This window comes from Bowmanella yangjiangensis (genome assembly GCF_018531185.1).
In the GTDB taxonomy this organism is placed as follows: Bacteria; Pseudomonadota; Gammaproteobacteria; order Enterobacterales; family Alteromonadaceae; genus Bowmanella; species Bowmanella yangjiangensis.
Genome location: NZ_JAHDJU010000001.1, coordinates 921,005 through 944,177, shown reverse-complemented (window position 1 = coordinate 944,177; position 23,173 = coordinate 921,005). Strand labels below are relative to the sequence as shown.

The 23,173-nt window shown below is 51.1% G+C and carries 14 protein-coding genes; 7 read left to right on the top strand and 7 right to left on the bottom strand.

Going from position 1 to position 23,173, the window contains the following annotated elements:
• Window positions 1-27: 27 nt before the first annotated feature.
• The gene (locus KJY73_RS04225; RefSeq protein ID WP_214340613.1) at window positions 28-2,586 is read right to left on the bottom strand and encodes a TonB-dependent receptor; all 2,559 of its coding nucleotides are present in this window, start codon (window positions 2,584-2,586) and stop codon (window positions 28-30) included.
• A 186-nt stretch (window positions 2,587-2,772) separates the two neighbouring features.
• Here KJY73_RS04225 and KJY73_RS04220 point away from each other — a divergent pair, with 186 nt between their 5' ends.
• Window positions 2,773-4,818 (top strand): winged helix-turn-helix domain-containing protein, encoded by a 2,046-nt coding sequence (locus tag KJY73_RS04220; RefSeq protein WP_214340605.1) that lies wholly within the window; start codon window positions 2,773-2,775, stop codon window positions 4,816-4,818.
• A gap of 3 nt (window positions 4,819-4,821) precedes the next feature.
• Here the strand turns inward: KJY73_RS04220 and KJY73_RS04215 are convergent, their stop codons facing one another.
• Window positions 4,822-6,207 (bottom strand): TonB family protein, encoded by a 1,386-nt coding sequence (locus KJY73_RS04215; RefSeq protein WP_214340599.1) that lies wholly within the window; start codon window positions 6,205-6,207, stop codon window positions 4,822-4,824.
• 291 nt (window positions 6,208-6,498) lie between these two features.
• Window positions 6,499-9,063 (bottom strand): TonB-dependent receptor, encoded by a 2,565-nt coding sequence (locus tag KJY73_RS04210; RefSeq protein WP_214340598.1) that lies wholly within the window; start codon window positions 9,061-9,063, stop codon window positions 6,499-6,501.
• A 763-nt stretch (window positions 9,064-9,826) separates the two neighbouring features.
• Here KJY73_RS04210 and KJY73_RS04205 point away from each other — a divergent pair.
• From KJY73_RS04205 to KJY73_RS04180, 6 genes are all read left to right on the top strand, one after another.
• Window positions 9,827-10,234: a GFA family protein gene (locus KJY73_RS04205; protein WP_232848389.1), complete on the top strand. Its 408-nt coding sequence runs from the start codon at window positions 9,827-9,829 to the stop codon at window positions 10,232-10,234.
• A 137-nt stretch (window positions 10,235-10,371) separates the two neighbouring features.
• Window positions 10,372-10,680, top strand: a complete 309-nt coding sequence (locus KJY73_RS04200) for a hypothetical protein (RefSeq protein ID WP_214340597.1) — start codon at window positions 10,372-10,374, stop codon at window positions 10,678-10,680.
• A 398-nt stretch (window positions 10,681-11,078) separates the two neighbouring features.
• The gene (locus KJY73_RS04195) at window positions 11,079-18,422 is read left to right on the top strand and encodes an Ig-like domain-containing protein (RefSeq protein ID WP_214340591.1); all 7,344 of its coding nucleotides are present in this window, start codon (window positions 11,079-11,081) and stop codon (window positions 18,420-18,422) included.
• Between the two features lie 166 nt (window positions 18,423-18,588).
• Window positions 18,589-18,780, top strand: a complete 192-nt coding sequence (locus KJY73_RS04190) for a hypothetical protein (protein WP_214340588.1) — start codon at window positions 18,589-18,591, stop codon at window positions 18,778-18,780.
• On the top strand, window positions 18,771-19,409 hold the full coding sequence (locus KJY73_RS04185) for a hypothetical protein (RefSeq protein ID WP_214340586.1): 639 nt from the start codon (window positions 18,771-18,773) through the stop codon (window positions 19,407-19,409). The genes KJY73_RS04190 and KJY73_RS04185 overlap by 10 nt, the downstream gene beginning before the upstream one ends.
• An 81-nt stretch (window positions 19,410-19,490) precedes the next feature.
• On the top strand, window positions 19,491-19,835 hold the full coding sequence (locus KJY73_RS04180) for a hypothetical protein (RefSeq protein ID WP_214340585.1): 345 nt from the start codon (window positions 19,491-19,493) through the stop codon (window positions 19,833-19,835).
• A 118-nt stretch (window positions 19,836-19,953) separates the two neighbouring features.
• Here the strand turns inward: KJY73_RS04180 and KJY73_RS04175 are convergent, their stop codons facing one another.
• The 4 genes from KJY73_RS04175 to KJY73_RS04160 all read right to left on the bottom strand — a co-directional run bounded on the left by KJY73_RS04175 (window position 19,954) and on the right by KJY73_RS04160 (window position 23,094).
• Window positions 19,954-20,871: a hypothetical protein gene (locus KJY73_RS04175; protein WP_214340577.1), complete on the bottom strand. Its 918-nt coding sequence runs from the start codon at window positions 20,869-20,871 to the stop codon at window positions 19,954-19,956.
• A 21-nt stretch (window positions 20,872-20,892) separates the two neighbouring features.
• The gene (locus KJY73_RS04170; protein WP_214340575.1) at window positions 20,893-21,540 is read right to left on the bottom strand and encodes an anti-sigma factor family protein; all 648 of its coding nucleotides are present in this window, start codon (window positions 21,538-21,540) and stop codon (window positions 20,893-20,895) included.
• Window positions 21,533-22,075, bottom strand: coding sequence for an RNA polymerase sigma factor (locus KJY73_RS04165; RefSeq protein ID WP_214340573.1), 543 nt, complete (start codon window positions 22,073-22,075; stop codon window positions 21,533-21,535). Before KJY73_RS04165 ends, KJY73_RS04170 begins: the two co-directional genes overlap by 8 nt.
• Window positions 22,076-22,188: 113 nt before the next feature.
• Entirely contained in the window at window positions 22,189-23,094 is a 906-nt protein-coding gene (locus tag KJY73_RS04160; RefSeq protein ID WP_206592576.1) for a hydrogen peroxide-inducible genes activator, read from the bottom strand.
• Window positions 23,095-23,173 lie beyond the last annotated feature (79 nt).

The window sequence follows — 23,173 nt, the reverse complement described above, 5'->3', positions numbered from 1 at the left end:
CTGATTACGTCTCAAACAGCGCTGGTATCAGAAGCGATAGCTAGCACCCACATAAAAGCGTCGGCCGTTTTTATAGATGCCCAGCGGCGCGCTGCGCACCCTGTCGTAGGAATACAGCACTTCGTCGGTCAGGTTGATGGCTTCCAGCAGTAGATCCCAGTTGTCATTGATATGCACTGTCACGTTCATATCCAACTGGCCGGTATTGTTGGCCCGCTCTTCCCCAAGCCCGGTGGCGTAACTGGTCCGGTAGTTGTAAGACAAACGGGCGCTCACCAGATCATTTTCATAGTAGCCGGAGAGGTTAAAGGTGTGTCGTGAGTTACCCGGAATTTCCGACAGCTCCTGACCCGGCGCGCCGGAGTCACGGTCGCCATCCACCAGGGTGTAGTTTGCGATGACGCCCAGCCCATAGATAAATTCATGTTGTAGGCCCAGCTCCAGGCCTTTAATGGTGCCACCCGGGCCGTTAACCGGCCGGTCGATACTCATCTCTATGCCTTCATGCACTTCCAGCGAGCGGGACACATCCACAAAAGAACGCACATTTTTGAAAAACAGCGCAACCGAGGCCAGCGAGGCTTCCTGCCAATACCATTCCAGGCCAAGGTCAAACTGGGTGGCCCGGAAAGGATCTAAATCCGGATTACCGGCAATGCCCTGAGCCTGGGTTTTGTTGTAATTGACCGACGGCATAATATGTTCGTAATCGGGTCTGGCCATCACTTTTGCTGCGGCGGTGCGCAGCACCAGATCTTCACTAAGATCGATGGATAAATTCAGGCTGGGCAGAATATCGGTATAACTGCGCTCACGGCTTAGCCAGCTAAAGTCAGGGATGCCCTCGCCTGGCAGCTGCTGATAGCCGGAGGACTGCTGGCGGGTATGCACCATTCGCAAGCCCAGATCGCCGCGATAATCCCGCCCTTTGAGGTCGAGTTTGAGGTAACCGGCCAGCACTTTTTCATCAATGATAAAACGGCTTTCTTTTTCCTCACTGACTTCAAACGGCAGGTCCTGATAAGCGCTATCCAGGGCACCGGTATCCACAAAAGCGAAATGCTTAAGTGTGTGCGCCGAGCCGATACCTTGCAAGTAACCTGTGGGGAATGCAGCGGCGTAGTCACTCATACGCCACCCCAGTTCACCTGCCAGCCCGTCATAACCGCCATTGCGGGTACGCAGCCTTTGAAGTTCACGACCATGATCTTTGTATTTGGCACCAAAACTCAGTTCCGACAGGATGGGATGGTCCATGGAACGGCTGAAATCCAGTTGCAGGTAGCTTTCCTCATCTTCGGAATAGCTGGCATCCTGACGCACTTCGCTGATAAACCAGTCCTGCCCCCGCTCGGGTGAAACCCCGTAGTTAACGCGGATATCCCGCTCCACACTGGTATCTACCCGGTAGTCGGTATTAGCCGACCACTGGGAGGTTGAATCGGCGCTGGTGTCTCCGGAGCTGGCCGTTACCCCGGCTTGAAGCTGGATTTTCCAATACTCGACAAAATGCTTCAGATGCAGCTGCGCGCTTTTTTGGTCTATACGGGAATTGCGCCAGATAGCCTCCATAGAGGTATTGAAAGCGGCATCGGGTAATTGATGATAGGTTGCCGCCAGCAAGGCGTTATCTTGAATCCGCACATCACTGATACGGCCACCGGCGCGATAACTGTTACTGGGCAGCCACAAAAAATTCTGGTTGGAATTGTCGGCATCCAGCACCGAATACAGCACATTCAGGGTCAGATCGGTGTCTTTACTGATGCGCCACTGGCCAGACAGCAACGAGCTGGTCAAATCACGGGATTGCTGGAATAAGGCCGAACCGCCACCGCCAGGTGTCCATAAGCCTTGGATGTCGGCATCGTCTGCATCAGATTGACGCAAGCTGCCATCGCTGTCCCGGTCAAAGTTGCGCTCGGCCCAGCCCCAGGACTCCAACCCATCACGGCGCAGGTTGCGCTGGTGTTTAACCAGTGCCAGCAGCAATCCCAAATCATTACTTTCGTCCCGCCAGTTATACAAGGCAGAGAATTGCGGAGCCCATTTGTCGGCAAGGTCGGTATATTGCAACTGGGCTTTGAGCATCAGTTTGCCCGGCTCAGTATCCAGAGGTTTAGGCGTGTTCAGCACCACAGCGCCACCCAACGAGCCTTCATCCAAGTCAGCCTGGGGTGACTTATTCACTTCCAGCGAGGCCACCAGTTCAGAGGGGATCATCGTATAGTTAAAGCCGCGACTAGGCTGAGAGGAGATCCACCAGTCAGAAGAGGCAATGCTGTGGCCGTTAAGTAAGGTCAGGTTCTGGCTGGGCGCCGTACCCCGTACCCCTACCCGTTCGCCTTCGCCCATGACCCGATAAAGCGACACCCCGGTTAAGCGCTGCAAGGATTCGGCAACGTTCTTATCCGGGAACTTACCGATGTTTTCTGCTGAGATGGCGTCGATGAAATTGCTGGTTTCTTTTTTACTGTTGATAGCCTCGAGCAAGCTGCTGCGAATGCCGCGGATCTTGATATGTTCAAAGGCGTCATCGGCCTGTTGGGCATAGCTACCCGACGCCACAATTGACAACGCTGTCAAAATAAAACCCCGCCCTCGCATTCTGTCTTGCCCTCGATGATGCTTAGTTTTTAGGGAGCCATTGTGTATTTGGCTTCATCCGGCACAGATTGGCCGTTGCCTTGGCGCTTCCGGAACCATAAAATAACATTGTACAGCAGTGATTTACCAATATTTTCACAAACTTACAGGGATGCTGACAATCCGTTGACAAATCAGGGTAGCAACAACCGGATCCGACTTAACCAGGTCTTGGTGGATTTCGCCGCCCTGAAGTTACAGATTGACGGGATTTGGTATGACATTGAAGCCAGGCAACTGGCCTTACTCAGGCTGCTTATCGAGCATCAGGGCCAGGCCGTTTCCCGTCAGCAAATCATGGATAATATCTGGCCAGACGTTGTGGTTAGCGACAACTCGGTCAGCCAGGCCATTACCCAGTTACGTAAATCCCTGCAGGAGCCCAAAGACAGCCCCACCTTTATCCGTACTGTGCCGCGCAAAGGCTATCAGCTGATTGCCGATATTCACTACCCTGACGACACGCCCAAGCCACAGGCCAGTATCACGCTGCGCCAAGCCGCGGGGTGGACGCTATTTTTGTTGCTGATTGTAAGTCTGTTGGTCTGGTGGCTATGGCCAATGAGCCCGCATCCTTACCATCACAAAGCGCAGTTAACCGCCAGCCCGGGGGATGAAGCATTTTTAACCCTATCGCCGGATAAGCGCTATTTACTCTTTACCCAGCAGGATGCACAAAGCGGCTTACGCGACCTGATGGTATTTGACCGCCAAAGTGAGAATATTCATGCCCTGCGCCAAAGCGGTTATGACGAGTTGTCGCCGGCCTGGTCACCGGATGGGCAAAGCCTGGCCTATATCCGCCAAAATGCCTTTAGCTGCCAAATTCGCACATTGACCTTATCCGGCCCGGTAGAAACCTGGCGACTTAGCAAAGACCTGCTGCTGACGGATTGCCAAACCGATGCCGGCCAAAGCAAACTGCGCTGGACACAAAGTGGTCTGTTCTACCTCGACCCGGTTAGCCGCCAGTTGATGCGCTTAAATCTGGATACCACGCCTGTTGAAGCGGCCGAGCACTGGCAGAACGTGGCGTATTTTGATGTGGATGTCACAGGTCGCCATTTACTGCGCGCCAGTCGTCGCGGCAAATTGCTGCAGTTGGATTATGACGATCTAAAAACCGCTGAGCAGCAATATTTACAAGCCCTGACACCGCCCATTGCCAGCCTTAAATGGCGGGTACCTGGCCAGCAATATTGGTTGGCCGGGCAACAACTGCGCCTAGCCGATATTGATGGTACTCAGCAGAATCTGGCCGCGCCACCAGGTTTTATTATGGATATGGCGCAGGTGAGTGACGAAAAAAGCGAGCAGCTCTTTCTGGCTTCGGGCACCTTGCAGGCCAACCTGGTGGTGATGGATATGCAAGCTCCGCAGCAATTGCATGCCCTGACCTCCTCGCCCAACTTTGAATACTTACCCGCACTGTCTGCCGATGGGCTGCAAACCGCTTATATCTCGCAGTACTTTGACTATGTTGACCAGCAAATACATCAGGAAGTGTGGGTTAAGCATAGCCAAAAGCCTACAGCCACCCTGCTCACCGCCCTGCCGGATGATGTACAGCCGGATTATCTGGCCTGGTCACCCCAGGGCAGTTTTTTATTGTTGCAAGACAAACAGCAAAGAGTATTTCTGCTGAACCTGTATGCGCGCAGCTTGCATCCGGTACTGACGGATTTTAAACAGGTGTCGGCATTGTACTGGCTGGAGAACGAACAGCAGCTTTACTTCAGTGCCGTGCAAGGAGATAAAGCCGTCAGTGGTCAGCTTGATCTGCAAAAGCAGCAGGTGGATTTAATCGCCCCGCAAGCCGGTGAGCCGGTGCTACTGAATGCCAGCTTCAATGACTTTAACGAACGCATATTGGAGATACTGCAACAGGCGCTACCTGAAGTGCCTGCGGCGCGGCTCTCTCAGGCCATTAGCCGGATCCGCCCGGCGCTAACGCCTAACAATCTGTATTTTGTGCTGCCCGGCCTGACTGAGTCAGACCTATTGAAACTGGACAGACAAACAGGCGAGGTACAGCTGATTCATCAATTGGCGATTCGCCAGCAGCATCTGGGCTTAACCTTAAATCTGGCGGTCAGCCCGGATGAAAAACAAATGGTGTTGAGTGTGCTAAGCTCCCAGCAGAACAACCTGATGCTCAGGGAGCGTCAGTAAGCACTAGTTACCAGTTTGTGTAAGCCAGTTCTGAATATCCTGCCGGTACCACTCTCTATTCTCGGCTTGTTTCAGGGCTTGCTCCCCTATCCCTTTGGCAGCTTTCCCCTGCCCCTGGAGCGTCAGTAGGCGGGCCTGAATAAACAGCAGTTGTGGATGCTGGTCATCCAGCGCTAGCCCCTGCTGCAGTAAAGGCTCAACGTCATTGAGCAGACCTTGTTGCAGGTTCAGTTCGGCTAAATCACGAATGGCACGAAAATGCCCCTGCTCGGCGGCCTGGGCTAACCAGCGGGCGGCCTTTTGCCATTCCTGTTGTACGTCTTTACTGTCGAGAATTTCTCTGGCCAGTCGGTACTGCGCCACCGCCAAACCAGACTGAGCGGCCTGAAGTACCCAGTTCAAGCCTTTATGGCGGTCCGACTCGGCTAGCTGACCTCTTAGCAGACTGCTTCCCAGGCGATACTGCGCCAGCGCGTAGCCATTTTTTGCGGCCTCCAGCAACACTTCTCCGGCGGCGTAATCCTGCTGATAATGGCGACGCAACAACATGGCGGCATTGCTTTGCTCAGTCATCAGCCAGTTAGAAATATAGTATTGCACCAGCGCATCCCCTTGTTCGGCGCGTTCGATCAACTCACTAATACGCTGCTGGTAGGCATTACTTTGGCGGGAAAAACTCTCCCGATAACGGCGACCTTTATGGGTGCTGAAATGATAAAGCAGTGAACGGCTGTGATATGGCTGCGGTTGACCCTCTTTAAGCAGTGGCTGATAACGCCAGCGACTCACCGCATTGTAGATAGACCGCTCAAATTCACGGGGCGGGTAGCCGTCAATAATTTCCAGATCTTTGACCGCGCCGCTGGGATCAATATCAAACTCTACCCATACCCAGCCTTCCAAGCCCTTTTTGTAGGCCTCCTCTGGATACACAGGCTCCAGAAAATGGCTGCGTTGGGGGGCCAGCAGATCTTGCTGCTCGCTGTGGGGCATAAACACGGGCTGCAAATTATGTTGATAACTGAGGTAACCGAACTCGTTGTCCAGTTGTTGCTTAAGTTCGGTAAGTTGAGTTTGCTCGGGTAATTGCTGATACACCAGGCTGGCAGCCGAACCGGCTTCAGACAGACCAAAGTCGGCGGCAATGGAAAACCAGGCGAAGGCTTTGGCGTAGTCTTTGTCCTGTCCCTGGCCATGCAGATTCATGACGCCCAGATTATACAAGGCATCCACATTTCCCAGCCGGGCCAGTTGCATAAACTCCTGCCTGGCTTTGTCAAATTGTTCCTGCTGGTAGGCAACGGTGGCCGTCAATAGATCTGCTCTCACCATCATGCTGGCGAGCAACAAAGCCGCTGAGGCAAACAAACCGCACAGAACTGATCTCAACAATAGCTTCCCAATGGTCGTAGCGTCCACGCTCGTTCCATTTTACTCAAATAATCGCCATTGTCTGCTATATACTTGATTCAAAATAAAAATTTAAAACAACTCCAGGAATGTTCGCAACCACGGCGGCATACCGGCCATCCGGAGATCGCCGCTCCTCCGCTTCCATGCGGTCACGGCATACCGTCCATCCATGGACATAAAAAAGGCCCCTGACTTGTTAGTCAGAGGCCAACACCAGACAGCAATATGAGAGGGCATCTGTTTACGCTGTCGTCGGATTCAAGTTACCTAGAAGCTGAAACGCATCCCGGCAACATAGCGGCGACCATCGCGATACAGGCCTGTCAGAGCATGTTCCACGCCTTTCTCCTGATAACTGAAGATCATCTCATCGGTGAGGTTGATCCCTTCCAGTACTAGCGTCAGATTGTCATTTACCTTGTAAGCGATATTGGCATCCAACTGACCGTAGTCGTCGATGTAACCTGGCCAGTCAAAGCCAGAGTCATAACCGGTACGGTAGTTATAGGAAATGCGACCGCTCAGGTACTCATTCTCGTAGTAAGCACTAACGTTTACGGTATGCTCCGAGTTACCAGGAATAGTAATGTCGTTACCCTGATCATCCTTGGCTTCACCATCAACGAAGGTGTAGTTAGCCATCAGACCCAGCCCTTCATAGAGTTCTTGCTGATAACCCAGCTCAATACCCTGAATGGTGCCGCCTTTACCGTTGCTGGGGCGGCTGATACGAATATCTTCACCTTCAAACTGTTCAAAGGCAGTGACGCTATCCAGGAAAGATTGCACGTCTTTATGGAAGTACGCCGCTGAGAAAATACCGGCCTCGCTGAAGTACCATTCGATACTCAGGTCAAACTGGTTCGCATAGTAAGGGTCGATATTGGGATTACCGCCTGTACCAGTGCGGGTCTCGGTGTTGTACGAGGTAGACGCCGTCATCGCGTTGTAATCCGGGCGCGACATAACGCGAGCAGCACCAAAGCGCATAATCAGATCGTCATCCAGATCAATGGCCAGGTTCAGGCTGGGCAACACATCCAGATAGTCTTTGTCTTTGGTGACCCACAGCTCTTCACCTGTCGGGCCTTCATAGGCGCTGGACGACTGCTGGGTTTGTACCACCCGCACGCCCAGATTACCGCGCATGCCTTCCACATCAATGTCGGCCATGACGTAACCGGCCAGGATCTTCTCTTCCACCTCAAAAGTACTGGCTTTCAGCACCCGGTAATTCCAGCCCAGTGCATCGCCTTCGGCGCGTACCTTGTTAGAATCGGTAATAGCATAATCACGCAAGGTGCCTGCCGTGCCTTGGCCAGACAGGAAACCACTTGGCATCGCCAGTGAGTAGTTAGCCAGGCTCCAGTTCAGGTCGGTGCGCGCGTCGGTGGTGTTTTTGGTGTTAAAACGTGAATGATCACGATACTTCACGCCAAATTTCAGCTTATTGAATACCGATAAATCCAGCGCACGGGAGAAATCGGATTGCAGGTAGTATTCTTCGTCTTCTGCCAGGTTATTGTCGTAGCGCAGGAAGCTCAGATCCCACTGATTACCGTCTTTAGGATCGGCATCATAGCTGGTCTCAATGCTCTTAACCTGGGATGCATCGTAGCTATGAACATAGTTGCCACCCCAGCCCACACTGCGGTCCGCTTGTGAACCCCCACTACCTTCGGTATAACCGGCTTGCAAGCTGCTGGTCCAGGTATTGCCTTCATGCTTGAGGCTAAAATCATACACCTTGGTCTTCAGCTTAGAGTTACGTACCTTGGTTTCATCCAGAATGTTGTCCTGACCATCAGGGGCCAGGCCCAGCGTACCGGCGGAGAGGAATTTACCCACCACATCATGGTTAGTAATAGTGACATCCTGGTACATGGAGCCGTTGTATTCCGGCAACCACAGGAAGTTCTGGTTTTCGTTATCCGCTTCTAAGGTGGAGTCCAGAATGTTCAACGTGGTTTCCAGATTGTCCTGCGGACGCCATTGCAAAACGGCATTCAGACCGGTTCTGACCCGCTCCTGACTAAAGCGCGCTGAGCCGCCGCCACCTGAGCTGTATACGTCTTCATAAACTGTGCCATCTTCTAGGGTGATATCACGGTGTCCCCAGCTCCACGCCTCAATACCGTGGCGCTGCAAATTGCGCTCCTGGCGAATAAGTGAGAACAAGGCACCGAAGGTTTCGTCTTCATTTTTCCAGCTGTAAAGACCAGACAGTACCGGGTCGGTTTCACCCGACACCTGGCTATGCTGTGCCATGGCTGAGCCAAATACCGAGTTGGCATCCAGGTCAAGTGGCTTGCGGGTTTTAACAATAATAGTCCCGCCGATGGAGCCTTCATCCACATCCGCCTGGGGCGATTTGTATACTTCCAGGCCGGAAACGATTTCGGCCGGTAGCATAGTGTAGTTAAAGCCGCGGCTGGGTGCCGAGTTGGTCCACCAGTCAGCCGAGCCAACCGCCTGACCGTTCAACAAGGTACGGTTCTGGCTTTCCGTGGTACCACGAATGCTCACCCGCTCACCTTCACCGTAGCCACGGGTAATAGACACTCCTGTGATACGTTGCAGTGATTCCGCCACGTTTTGATCCGGGAATTTACCGATATCTTCCGCCGTAATCGCATCCACTATGCTGTCTGAGAAGCGTTTGGTATTCAGCGATTTAACCACACTGCCGCGAATACCCTGCACCTGAATGGTTTCCACTTCTTCGGTGGCCGTTTGTTGCTGAGCCAATACCGCATGGCTTTGTAAGCCTAATCCCGCCATTAAGGCCAGTTGAATGGCGCAGGTTACCCTGGCCTTGTTGAACTGATGCATTGTCATGATCCCCTTGTATTTTTATTTGCTTTGCACACCCATCCCGGACGTCTCGGCGTTGCCATAATTGGTTACCGGGAGAACCCACCAAGGCCATTACCCCGGCAGATGCAAATTTTTTGTAAATGAGGCCAGATGAAGTGTCTTGAAGTGCTGTGAAAAGTTGTGAATGGGAACCTAACCAATTGAATTTACTGATGTTAAACAATTCTTCATTTGGGTTCCCATTTGCTCAACACAGGCCAAGGGAGAGCTAATTTGCTAACAACAAACCAGACGGTCTTGGCTAAAACCCAAGGAAAGTGTCTGGTATTAAGGAGCAGAGATGGAGAAAAGGATGCGGTGGATGATGCAGGATAAGCGGACAAATAAAACCGCTAACTCTGCACTTTTATTTCGCACCACTAGCAAGAGCTTAGAGATAAAAGTATGGCAACCCAACGCCAAGAAATAGCCATGTTAATAGATAGCTAGGTCACTCCCCTTATTGGCTACGCCTGAATACAACGCAAAAAAATGCTAGTTATCACTCCCCTAAAGCTCTGTATATAAACAGCGCCAAGCACATATCCGTAAAACAGCAATAGTACGGAACACATCCGACTTTCCCCGTCACCAAATTGGTGCAGCCGTCAAACTCTTGCTAGGCAAGGGCCACAGAGCATGCTAAAAAATGACCATGCAAAAGTACGGCGAAGCGCCGTGTTTAAACAAGGAACTTGTTCGTCTATTAACCTGTTATGCAACATGGAGGAAGCTAAAGATGAGTAAGACATATAAAGGTTCTTGTTTGTGCGGAGGCATTCGGTTTTCTGTTAGTGGTTTCAGTGAAAAAGCCGCAAACTGTTACTGCTCAATGTGTCGTAAATTTCATGGTGCGGCTTTTGGAACTTTGGTCGGGGTGCGAGGGTTACAGTGGCTTTCAGGTGAGCAATTGCTAAAAGAGTTTGTTGCATCGAATGGTACTATTCGAACCTTCTGTTCTGATTGCGGTTCGAGTTTAGGTTTCCGTGTTAAAGGTTCAACTCATGATGAAACTGAGTTAGCTATCTCTGCGTTCGACGATGATATACCAGTAAAAATAGACGCCCAAATTTACACAGCCTATAAGGCAAATTGGTGTCACCTAGACCCTAAATTACCTGCGTTCACAGAGGGGCGTGAAGGATAGGCGCACACCATCGCATAACAAAGCGTTTAAGAGCGATTTATAGGGGGAACATCAATTCCTCAACCTTTGCCGGTTTCGCTTCGCTCAAGATTATGGCAAACGTATCGTCACGCCTTAATGCGGCGTTAAGGGGAAATATGAATCATCGCAAACCATCGAATATAGCTCTTAAGTGTGGTGTCGGAGCGGCAGTAGTTGGTTTGATTGCATTTGCTTTAAGTTGGAGCATTTGGGATTTTTGGGGCGGCCCGATGCCCGGTATCGAAATATTGCTTTTCCCTGGGAATGTCACACTTGCTTATGTCTGGCATCCATTATTCACCGAGGAAGTAACTTTTTGGCCAAAGTTGTTGCTGCTTATACTAGGTCAGTTTTTAGTTGTTACGTTCGTTGTAGCAATATTTACCAGCATCGCAAAAAAGGGCGCTAAGTGCTGGCAGCCCTGAACAAACGCATTAACTCGCTCGCAGGCTCGCTGATATATAAAAAATGAGCATTGGCTCGACTCCCTCGCAGCTGGTTCTCTGTGGATCGTTTGGGCAACGCCATGGCTCGGGTCGCGGTGCTGAATAAAATGACCTGTTTAGGGATGCCTGAGAGCAAGATGATCCGCTAAGCGGACTGGGTAAGGGGAGCTCTGGCCTTGACGATGATTTGCTCAACAAGGCCCTGAATATATCTTGACCAATATAAAAAACCAGGTTCAAATCAAATAGTTACTTGCTTGGAAAAAGAGCCACTTAATGCCAGCTAACTACCACTATAGCTCTGGGTTCCCGCTCGGACATTAGTCAAATTTAAAAGTAGTCACCCACTTACACTTCGTAGCACCTTAGGGAACATGATGGATACACAACAAAAAACACCAGGCTATTTTCATCTGATAATACGCGGTGTATCAAACAAGCTGTTTGGTGGTGAAATGCCTAGTAACATATCCGCCAATAAAGCACCGCACACAACAAACCTAATTAGAAAAAGTGCAGTTTTGTTGGCCGGATTGCTATCTCTGTTTGCCAGCCCAACCTTTGCCACTCAAAAAACCATCAACTATGCCACCGGCAGTGGTTCCGGATTGAATGATTTAAGAGATGGTGCTAATAACGTATTAGATGTAGTACTGGATATTGCGGGCAACGTCACCTTTGTTTTTGATGGCGGTTTAGCAAACAGCTATACCGATATCAATGACTGGCAGTTTTTTAACCCAACTGCAGCTTATAGTTTGTCTTTTAACACCCAAACAACTGAGCCAAGCATTGGTATGGTGCTGTATGAAGCAAACAGCGTTAATTTTAGCTTCGACGCCATAACCTTCTATCGACAAACCAGCACCGTTGGCGATCACTCCATTAAAATAACGGGGTATTCAGATGGTTTACAACAAGTAACAACTACCTTTGTTTTGCCATACGATGCCACATCAAATACGGCATTTACCTTAGTCAGAGGGACTGATTTTCCAGATGATCCAGCCTGGAAAGACGTTGATAGGGTAACCTTTGACTTTCCCTACTCTAATACAAATAACAACATTACTTACGACAATAGATTTGCGATAGTCAATATCACCGTAGATGATGCTAGCGCGAGCGACACCACCCCACCAGCCGTTTCCAGTATTTCCAAATCTGGTTCACCTGCAGCTAATGCCGCCTCCATAACCTACGTGGTTGCATTTGATGAGTCGGCCAGCAATGTAAGCACAGATGATTTTCAGCTGACAACGACAGGATCTGCGACAGCTACGATAACGGGGATTACAGGTTCAGGTACTACTTATAATGCCACCATCGGCTCTATTTCCGGCACGGGATCTATCCGGCTGGATTTAAAAGATAATACCAACATCACTGATGCTGCAGGCAATGGTAATAATACCAATGGCTATGTGGCGGCTTATACATCAGGCGCAGTGCATAGCGTGGACAGGGATGTGCCTGCCGCACCCAGTACGCCAGACTTGGATGCGACCTCCGACACTGGCGTTTCCAATACTGACAATATCACCAGCGACAATACCCCTACCTTTACCGGTACTGCCGAGGCAAATTCTACTGCTACGCTGATTTCATCGGTATCGGGCACACTGGGCACCACCGCCGCCGATGGTTCTGGCAACTGGTCTTATACAGCAGCGGCTCTGGCTCAGGGTGACCATACTATTACCGCTACAGCCACTGATGCTGCCGGTAATACCAGTACAGCATCGTCAGGGATAAGCATAACTATAGATACTGCATCACCAACAGTGTCATCAGTGAATTCCAGTACTGCTAACGGTATCTACAAGGCCGGAGACTCTATTGGCGTCCAGGTCAACCTCAGTGAAGCAGTAACTGTTACAGGCACACCACTGTTAACGCTGGAAACGGGCAATACCGATCGCACTATTAATTACGCCAGCGGTACTGGCACCAGTACCCTAAGTTTCACCTATACAGTCCAAGCCGGTGATGTGACTGCTGACCTGGATTATATTGGAACCAACGCCCTTGTGTTAAATGGCGGCTCTATCGCCGATGCGGCCGGCAATAACGCCACCTTAACCTTGGCGACACCCGGCGCAGCTAACTCTTTGGGTGCAAATAAAGCGCTGGTGGTGGATAGCGTAGCCCCCAGTGTCACCAGTATCGCCCCTACGGGCTCCCCCGCTGCCAATGCGGCGAGTATGGATTTTGCGGTGGCCTTTGATGAGTCGGTCAGCAATATCTCTACCGATGACTTTACTTTGGTCACGACAGGAACAGCGTCAGGTGCAGTTGCCAGTGTCTCTGCTGCTTCTGGTTCCAGTGTCAATGTGACGGTTAATACCATCACAGGTACAGGAACGCTCAAGTTAAATCTCAACGGCTCAACCAATATTGCAGATGCAGCAGGTAATGGCGTAGCTACCTATAGCAGTGGCACTCCCCACAGTGTCGATCGCGATACGCCTGCCGCGCCATCAACACCGGATTTAGATGCCGCGTCGGATACCGGCGCTTCCAATACCGATAATATCACCAGCGACAATACGCCAACCTTTACCGGTACAGCTGAAGCCAACGCAACTGTGACTGTTATATCTTCCCTAAGTGGTACGCTTGGCACAACGACAACTAATGGCTCAGGCAATTGGAGCTATACCGCGGGCGCTATGGCCAATGGCGTGCACAATATTACTGCGACAGCGACCGATGCCGCTGGCAACATCAGCAGCGCGTCAGCGGCACTGGCTGTCACCATTGATGGGCCGGTGACGGTAACTACCAATGCTGATTCAGGCGCCGATGCCACTATCGATGGCAGCCTGGCGACAGATATCGCCGATGGTGCTGGCTTATCCCTTCGTGAAGCGCTTGCCTATGTTACCGCCAATGGCACATTGGATTTTGCTGTAGGCTTAAGTGGCACCACCATCACCTTAGGGTCGCCGTTAATGGCTCCAGGGGGCATTACCCTGGATGCCGATGCACTGGGTACTGCAACCATCACCGGCAATACGTTCACTCTGGGTGGCAGCCTCAGCATAAATAATGGCACTGGCGATCAATTAACCCTGGCCAGCGAATTAACGGGTGTAAGCGCATTGACCAAAACCGGTGCAGGGCGCTTAACGCTGACCAATACAAACAATTCAACCAGTTACTCCGGCGCTGTCATTATATCGGCGGGTGAGTTGTGGATTGGCAGCGACAGTGCGTTCTCTTCGGGAACCCTCACGCTGAATGGCGGCACACTCAGCAATAATATGGCGAGCTTCAATTTTGATAACCCAATAGTACTTGGTGCAAGCGGTGGCGGTGTGCAGGTGTTGAATGCCGCCCAAACACTCATTTTGTCGGGCTCAATTAGTGGCAGTGGTGCGTTAAGCAAAACCAGTGGCGGTAATTTAACGCTAAGCGGCACTAATAGTTTCTCCGGCGGCTTAACCATTTCGGGTACAAATGGTGTATCAGTAGCAGATTCTACCAATCTGGGCTCGGGTACAGTCACAATCAACGCCGCCAGCTTATTAACCCTGACCGGTACTGCCCAAAGCATTACCAATGCCATCGATCTTGCTGGTGATGCGACTATCAGCAACACCAATGCGATGACAATTAACGGTGTTATTAGTGGTTCCGGTACGTTAAGCAAAGCAGGCGCAGGGACCTTAACACTAAGCGCGACCAATACCGCCACAGGCGCAGTGAACATTACAACTGGCAGTTTAGCGCTGGCGAATGGCGCTGCACTGACAGATTCAGCGCCCGTTTCGATAAGTGCCGGCGCCAACCTGATACTACCAAGCGGCAGCGAAACCATCGGTTCTGTAGCTGGCGCAGGTAATCTGGTATTAACCAGCGGAACTCTGATTACCGGAGCAAACAACAGCAGCACGTCGCTTACTGGCGTAATTAGTGGTGCAGGCTCAATAACTAAAACCGGCACTGGTAGCTTTACGCTCGGCGGCACCAGCACCTTTAGCGGCGCGATTCAGGTATCTGCTGGAACCTTGTCAGTTACCGGCAACCTGTCCAGCAGCTCAGGTGTTAGTGTCGCATCAGCAGCAACCCTGGCCGGTACGGGTACTGTCCCGGCAGTTAACGTTGCCAATGGCGGTAATCTTTCTCCTGGCAATGCGGGACCGGGTCTGTTAACTGTTGCCGGAAATCTGCTACTTAACAGCGGTGCTAATCTGTTACTGGATATCACTGGCACTGCCGCTGTAACCCAGTACGACCAACTGGATATTGCTGGAGTTGTGTCGCTAAGCGGCGCCAATATTTCAGCAACGCATAGCTATGTTGCTGCGAATGGCGATCGCTATGACATCATCAGCAATGATGCGGCAGATGCTATTACCGGCACTTTCACCGGCCTCGCAGAAGGTGGCGCTTTTGCCTCTGGCGGCAACTCGAGCAATTTGATTGTGAGTTATGCCGGCGGCGATGGTAACGATCTGAGCCTGACCAATACGCTGCTACCGGGCGCTCCCACAGCGGTAACTGCCGTAGCAGGTAATAGTGCAGCCCAGGTTAGCTTCAGCGCCCCCGCTTCTAATGGCGGCTCTGCGATCAGCGGTTATACTGTGACGTCGAATCCCGGCGGCCTGACAGCAAGCGGCGCCAGCTCGCCGCTTACAGTAGCAGGTTTAACTAACGGTACTGCCTACACATTTACCGTTACGGCAACCAATGCTACCGGCACAGGTTCGGCTTCTACTGCGTCAAACAGCGTTACACCACAGGCGCCTAACTCAGCCCCTACCATCAGCGGCTCGCCAGCGACCAGCGTGGCACAAGGTACAGCGTATAGCTTTACTCCAACAGCCAGCGACGCCGATGGCAATACGTTGAACTTTAGCATTAGCACTGTGCCAGCGTGGGCCAGCTTTAACAGCAACACCGGTGCCTTAACCGGCACACCATCGGCTGAACATGTCGGTACAACCAATGGCATTGTTATTAGCGTGTCTGATGGCAATTTAACGGCTGCACTGCCGGCGTTTAGTATTACTGTAACAGCCACGAATACCGCACCAACTATCAGCGGTGCTCCGGCAACGTCGATTAAACAGGATGAAGCCTACAACTTTGCCCCAACGGCAAGCGACCCGGATGGTGACACGCTGACATTCAGTATCAGCAATAAACCCAGCTGGGCCAGCTTTAATAGCACTACCGGCGCGTTAACCGGCACCCCACTTAAAGAGCACGTCGGCAGCAGTAATGGCATAGTGATTAGCGTGTCTGATGGGGAACTCTCTGCTGCACTGCCGGCGTTTAACCTGCAGGTAGTTAATGTCAATCATGCACCAACTGCCATTGATGACAACTTCAGCTTGCCGTTTAGCCTGGATGGTTTTTATCCACTTGGCGTGTTGGCTAACGATACCGACCCGGATGACGATGCACTGACGATTACGTTCGCTACGACCAGCATTGGTACTGTCACGATCGTGGATAATCAACTGCGCTTTAGTGCGCCAGATAACTTTAACGGCTTAGTCAGCCTGCGTTACAGCATTACCGATGGCGAGTTTAGCGCCAGCGCCAATGTTACACTGCAGATTGATGGAGTTAACCCGGATGCACCAGTTATTACCGTGCCAGATGATTTAACCGTTAACGCCACCGGCCTATTCACTAAAGTGGATGTGGGTGTCGCCATAGCACTCGACCGCAACGGCAACCGAATAGCGGTGCACCTGGATAAAAACACCTTGCTATTTAGCCCGGGTGAGCACCTGCTTTACTGGTCAGCTACCGATGCTGATGGCCTAAGCAGCACCACAACCCAGTTGTTACGTGTGCTGCCACGGGTATCACTGAGTAAAGCGCAGACGGTAGCCAATCACAGTGCGGTAAGTGTCGACGTCATTCTTAACGGTGAGTCGCCCATTTATCCGGTTGACGTGGGTTACAGCGTCGGCGGCTCTGCCAGGGCAGGCGAGCATGACTTAATCGCCGGTACAGTGCGAATTAGCTCTGGAACGCGCGCCAGTATTAGCTTTAACGTCTTTGCCGATCTGATACCCGACGCGACAAAAGACCTGCTGATCACCCTGGTTAGTGGCCCTAACCTGGCTGTCGATGCCAGAACTAGCGTCACTATTACCGATGCCAACCTGCCACCTCAGGTTAATCTGGCAGTAATGCAGCGAGGGATTACCACGTCACTAGTCACTCCAACCGGTGGTCCGGTCACCGTCATGGCAACCATCACCGATGCCAACACAGCGGATACGCATAGTCTTACCTGGCAGTTGCATGACGACATAGCGTTTAACGAAGACGCTGCCAGCATAAGCTTCGACCCGGCTGACCTGGCAGGTGCGCATCAGGTGCAGGTATCGGTAACTGATTCGGCCGGTGCTGAGGTACAGGCGTCGACCTACTTCCGCGTTATCACCGCCTTGCCAGTACTGGATGCCAACAACGATACCGACCGTGACGGTATTAACGACGCGCTTGAAGGCAGTGACGATAGCGATGACAACGGTATTCCGAACTATCTGGATAATATGCCGTCGCCTAATATTCTGCCGCAGCAAATCAATACCACCAGCAGTTTCCTGGTTGAATGCGACCCCGGCGTGCGCTGTGGCCTGGGCTTATTTGCCCGCAGCGGTAACTCGGGCGGCGTGCAAGTTCTCGATCACGAGCTCGGCACCCTGAATGATTTAACAACCGACCCGATCTTTGAGCCTGTCGGTGGTATTTTTGACTTCACTATCCGTAGCCTGCCTACACCGGGGCAATCTGTTCGCATAGTGCTACCACAACGCGCAGCAATACCAACGAATGCGGTCTATCGTAAATTCCAGAAAGGCAGTTGGGTGAGCTTTGTGACTGATGCAAATAACAGTATTCACTCTGCAGCAGGCAATCCTGGCTATTGCCCACCGCCGGGCGCGGCGGATTGGACTCCTGGCTTAGTCGAAGGTCATCTGTGTGTGCAGCTTACCATTGAAGATGGTGGACCAAATGATGATGATGGCCTGGTTAACGCAGCAGTTGTCGACCCGGGCACCGTATCAATGCAGCGCAGCGATAATAGCAAACCCGTCGCCAATGCCGACAGCTACAACCAGCAATGGAACCAAACGCATCAGCTAATGGTGTTGGATAACGATACCGATGCAGATGGCGATAGCTTAACCATCAGCCAGGCGTCTGCCGCTTTTGGTGTGGTAACGATTAGCGAGGATGGCTTAAGCCTATGGTATACCGCGCCGCAGGATTTTATTGGTAATGACACACTGAGTTACACTATCAATGATGGTAACAACGGCAGCGCCAGTGCCACAGTGACAATTGCGCTGTATTACAACATGGCACCGGTAATCACAGACAGCAGCGCCAGCACAGATGATCAAACCCCAATTGACATCAATGTGTTACAACATGCCAGCGATGCCGACGGCGACACGCTAAGCATCAGTAGTGCCACGGCACAAACCGGTAGTGTTAGCATTAGCGCGTCGCAGCAGTTACGTTATACGCCTAAAGCCGGTTTTAGCGGCACGGATACCATTCATGTGCAAATCAGTGATGGTCGTGGCGGTGTGGCCAGTGCAACTGTGTCGGTAACGGTACAGGCTGTGCCAGTAGTGATCCCACCACCGAAAGAAAAATCCTCCGGCGGCAGCGTCGGCCAGTGGCTGCTGGCAATGTTGGCATTGGTATGTTTACACCGCCGAAGCTCTCTCAACCAATAACAGTTGCAACTATAGTAAGGCGCCATTGGGCGCCTTTACTTTATCTGTGCGGCCATATCGTTAATACTGACGTCAGCTTAGCCCAGCATACTGTAGGCCGGAGGCGGTTATAAACTTTCTGAATAAACTCAACGCAGTACAACGGCTGTTTGCACTGCTACTTTGTGTGCTAGCACTGGCAGCCGCTATTTATTCCGGCCTGCTGCAACAACCTGTAGTTCCACCCATACTGGTACCGTTAGATGACACTGCCAATAGCGCGTCGAAACAGAGTTTGATGCTTAGCAGCCCCTCTTTCGCTACCGCGCGCTTAATTGATCGCGGTATTGCTTTTGTGTTTAAAGCCGAATGGAACTAGTCCTGATTATCTTTCTGCTGCTTATGCTAAGCGGCATCTTGTTTCTAGGCGTTAGGCTAATTCTGTGGATCCTAAAAAATAAAACGCGGGCCAGAGTGTTGTACGCCACGCTGATACTGGGCCTGATTGGGTTAGGTGTTCACAATGTTTTTTATAAAAATATGCGCTTTATCCAGTCTGAGGTTTATCCCAACCTATACCTGGTAAAGTACCCTGATGAGGACGTGGACGTTCTTTATCAAGCCATACGGCAGCGCGTTATCACACACTTAAAAAGCGAGTTTCCAGCGGGTAAAACACTGGCCTACGAGAAAGAAACCTCGATTTTCTTTTATCAGTACTATAAGGCTTTCCCCATTAGTGTTTTCCAGGATGAAGGCACCGCCTATTTTCTTGAGAACGAAGAAGACCTGGGCGGAATGGTCACGGAAGAGCTAGGCATGTATGGAAAGTACAAGTTAGCGGAGTTTAACTATACCCCCTGCCAAGCCGAGGCTTATGGGCACTGTGGTGAGCTTCGCTATTTCGACGAGAATGGTTTGGTTAAATCTGACCGCCTTTCCAACCTCGTTACGCCCGTACAAACCACTAAAGATGCCAGTGACACTGCGGCTAGCCCTGGGTTTTAAGCATTGCGTGACAGCGATATTTACTGTCAAGACAGACATTTTTGCCTGTCAAATGAATACCAACATTAAGGCTCTGATTATATGACAACTATAAGAAAGTCATTGCTGGAATACCTGCTTTGGACTGTGGCAGCACTGCTACTTGGCGTTGGCTATATGCACCTGATTCTCGGTTCTGCACCAGAAGAAACCAGCAGCCTGTCGTTTCTGATTGCAAAAATATACTTCTTTGCCCTGCTTTATGTGGGGGGCATTGTCGGCTCCATCTTAGCCGTGCTTTTTATACTGTTTGATGTCTTTTATCTGAAAAGAAAATGGCAGTCATCCACTCACTTTTTCGCCATTCGTGCTGTTTCCATGTTGTTTATACTGGTGGTTGTAGCGACCTTGCACTACCTGCTTGAAAAGACCTTTGATGTGATATGAGCTTAAAGCACATTGACGTTAAGCGAAGCACAAGACTCACTCATCGCATAAAAAAGCCCGCTTTGAACAATAGCGGGCTTTTTCTCAACATCAGGCGACGTCATTTTCGCCCCTGCAACTAGAACTCGTAGGTATTGGCCTTGCCTAGCAGCTTTTGTGGGTCGAGTTTACCGCTTACACAAGACTGCACGTCTTTGTAGTCAAACACGTAAATACGATCCTGACTCTTATTGCGGCCTTTACCATCGGCATAACTGTCCAGTACCAGGGTAATATGCTCACCCGCGGGAAGACTCTTCAGGCCGCTGCCGTATTTACACAGAATATCGGCACTGTTGTGTTCAAACTCGGCCAAAAACTTTTTGCTTTGCTCCTGCGCCGCCGCCATACGTTTGTTGTTGGCTTCTCGCTGTTCTTCTTCTAACTGCTGGGCATATTTCTCCACTTCACGCTGACGCTCTTTAATCTTGGCCAGCTCTTTTTGCAGTTCCTGGGTTTCCTTTTCCAGCTCAGCACGGCGTTCACCTTCTGCGTGGCGCTTCTCAAACTCATTGTCACGGTTACGGCGCTCAACCTCACGGGCTTCCCAGTTTAATTCACGCTGTTTGTCTCGCAGTTCACTAAGCTTGTCATTAGACTCAATAAACAGTTCGCGCACGCGCTCCAGCTCGTCGCCAATGGACTCATATTCAATCACATGCCCTTCATTTTCGATCACTACTGCATTACCACGCACTTCGATTTGCGGCTCAATCGGGGGTACAGGAATGACATGGTCCAAGCCATTGAAGGAAAAACGAAAGCGATTGCTGCCGCCTGAGGTCTGGATCCTGAACACCACGCCCTGCCCAGCCAGATAGGTGCTTTGCAAAGAACGCACGCTGATGCCTTTCTTATCGCGATTTTGTTTGTAGCTGGTTTGCATGATACTGCTCATGATCTCCAGTTCTTTACTTAGCTCATCAAGCTGGGAAGCGGCCTGCACGCTGGCTGCAAACATGCCGGCTAACAACAAACAAATAGATGACTTTTTCATGGCTGACCTCATAGTTACTGGTTACAGGTTTTCCTGGGCCACAGGCTCCGGGTTTTGAAAAACCTGCTGCTGAAGCTTGTTAAACTGACGGGCATAGAACTGTTGATCGTCTTCCCGTTGCTGATTGACGAACTTAATCAATTCGGCAAAATCTTCCCGCCGCTCACTGCGGCTGGCGGTGAGCAAGTAGCTGGTCAGCTGACTGCTGACATCCTGCTGTTGCTGGCGCATGTCGCGGCTGTAATCGGCCAGTAGCACTTGCTGCTGCTCACGGAACTGGGCAATTTCGGCATCCACCTGTCGGCGAATCTCATCCTGTTGACCCTGACCGGCAAAGCTGACCGTCAGCGCGCCACTTTGTATCTGCACTTCAACCCTAAACAGCACCATCACCAGCGCTAACATGGACATACCGAAAGACAAAGACGGCATGGCTCGCAATCGCCACCAGGATGACGAAGCAGCTGGCTGTGGGCCTATGGCCGGTATTTGCCAGTTAGGCACAGGCTGTTCTTCATAGCGCTTGGCCGCATGGCTAACCTGTTTAGCCATTGCCACCTGCCGGGCAAACTCGTCGTCCCGAGCGCAAAGCTGTTCAAATGCCTGTTGCTGTGACGCCGAGAGTTGGCCGTCTAACCACAATGCAAACAATTCATGCTTGTCAGACATATTGCACCTCCATCAATTCTTTCAATTTACCCAGCCCCGTGTATAAGCGGGACTTCACCGTATTGCTGGATACCCCAAGCTGTTCGGCAATTTCTTCAAAAGTAAACTGACTAAAAAACTTCAACTCCACCACCGCCTTTTGCTCCAGTGACAGCTTTTGCATGGCCCTGATCAGTTCCCGCGATTCGGCGTCGGCAATGGTAAGGCGACTAACACAAGACTGTTCATCCATCAGTGGGTTTTCATCATCCAGCGGTTGGTAATCACGCTTACGCCGGTAAAACTCCACCATTCGATGATGGGCGATACGAAACAACCAGGCCTTAAAACTGCCTTCACCACGAAAGCTGGCCAGATTACGGAACACAGACAAAAACACTTCCTGCAACAAATCCATCGCATCATCGGCATTACCGGTCATACGCAGGCCATAGTTGTAGACAGCTTTGTCGTAGCGTTTAACCAGTTTCTGCCAGGCTGCATTGTTGCCGCTCATGGCCTTGCTGATCAGCTTCTCATCAGATTGTTCGAACAAGGCCTTCCCCAGTCATGCTCACTTTCCGTGCCGTGTTGTTATTCTCTGCTCTTAATGTCGAGGCCAGTCAGAAAATAGTTTGGTGAGATTTAAAATAATTTTAAAAAATTTAATTACAGCACCGCTTTAGGCATGAGCGGCTGCAGCAGCTCGGCTATGCGGCGGAACAAACGTACCCTGGTAGTGCCGTTACGCCACACCAGACCAATCTCTCGGTACGCCTTATCTTCGGCGGGAAAGGACACCAGCGCACTGTGTTGCAGTATGTCGCTTTTCAGCGCCAGCTCAGGCAGGAAGGTTAGGCCCAGACGGCTGTTGGCAAGCTGCACCAGGGTAAACAAACTGCTGGCTGCCAATGCGCTAACCTGCTCTTTGTGTTTCAGACCACAAGCACTCACCGCATGGCCGGTCATACAATGTTCCTGCTGCAATAAAAACACGCTGTCTTTAGGTAGGGCGCTAAAATCCATAGGTGAGGGCAGCAGGCTCAGCATGTCAGGATGAGCAACCAAATGAAAAGGATCATGGCCAATGACCATCTGCTTACAGCCGGGGGTTTCCATCGGCAAGGCCAGGATCAGCAAGTCCAGCTCACCACCGTGCAGTTCGCGCAATAAGTTTGCCGTGGTGTTTTCCTGCAACTGCAGACTTAAGTCAGGCAGTGCCTCGCCAAGCGTGCCGATCAAGCCCTCCAGTAAGAACGGGGCAATGGTGGGAATAATACCCAGTTTTAGTTTTCCGGCCTGCCAGTTACCCGCACTGTGGGCGTAGTCCACCAGCTCGCTGGCACCGTTTAGCAGGGTTTTACAGCGCTCCACCATTTCCAGCCCCAACGCAGTAAAAATAAAGGTTTTATGATCCCGTTCCAGTAGCTGGCAGCCCAACTGCTCTTCGAGATTCTGAATAGCGGTGCTTAAGGTAGACTGACTGACAAAACAGCGCTGGGCGGCACGATTGAAATGCTGTTCTTCATGCAAGACCACCAGATAGTGCAAATGTTTAAGATTGGGCCACTTCATCCCGAACTCCTTCGTGATTTAACCTATTAAAAGATATTAAGTTAATCTAATTAGCTAATCCTAACAGAAAGCACCATAT

Coding starts and splice junctions, on each gene's coding strand:
- KJY73_RS04175 (WP_214340577.1), bottom strand. CDS start 20,871: ATGAAAAAGTCATCTATTTGTTTGTTGTTAGCCGGCATGTTTGCAGCC.
- KJY73_RS04180 (WP_214340585.1), top strand. CDS start 19,491: ATGACAACTATAAGAAAGTCATTGCTGGAATACCTGCTTTGGACTGTG.
- KJY73_RS04170 (WP_214340575.1), bottom strand. CDS start 21,540: ATGTCTGACAAGCATGAATTGTTTGCATTGTGGTTAGACGGCCAACTC.
- KJY73_RS04185 (WP_214340586.1), top strand. CDS start 18,771: ATGGAACTAGTCCTGATTATCTTTCTGCTGCTTATGCTAAGCGGCATC.
- KJY73_RS04200 (WP_214340597.1), top strand. CDS start 10,372: ATGAATCATCGCAAACCATCGAATATAGCTCTTAAGTGTGGTGTCGGA.
- KJY73_RS04195 (WP_214340591.1), top strand. CDS start 11,079: ATGGATACACAACAAAAAACACCAGGCTATTTTCATCTGATAATACGC.
- KJY73_RS04205 (WP_232848389.1), top strand. CDS start 9,827: ATGAGTAAGACATATAAAGGTTCTTGTTTGTGCGGAGGCATTCGGTTT.
- KJY73_RS04210 (WP_214340598.1), bottom strand. CDS start 9,063: ATGCATCAGTTCAACAAGGCCAGGGTAACCTGCGCCATTCAACTGGCC.
- KJY73_RS04160 (WP_206592576.1), bottom strand. CDS start 23,094: ATGAAGTGGCCCAATCTTAAACATTTGCACTATCTGGTGGTCTTGCAT.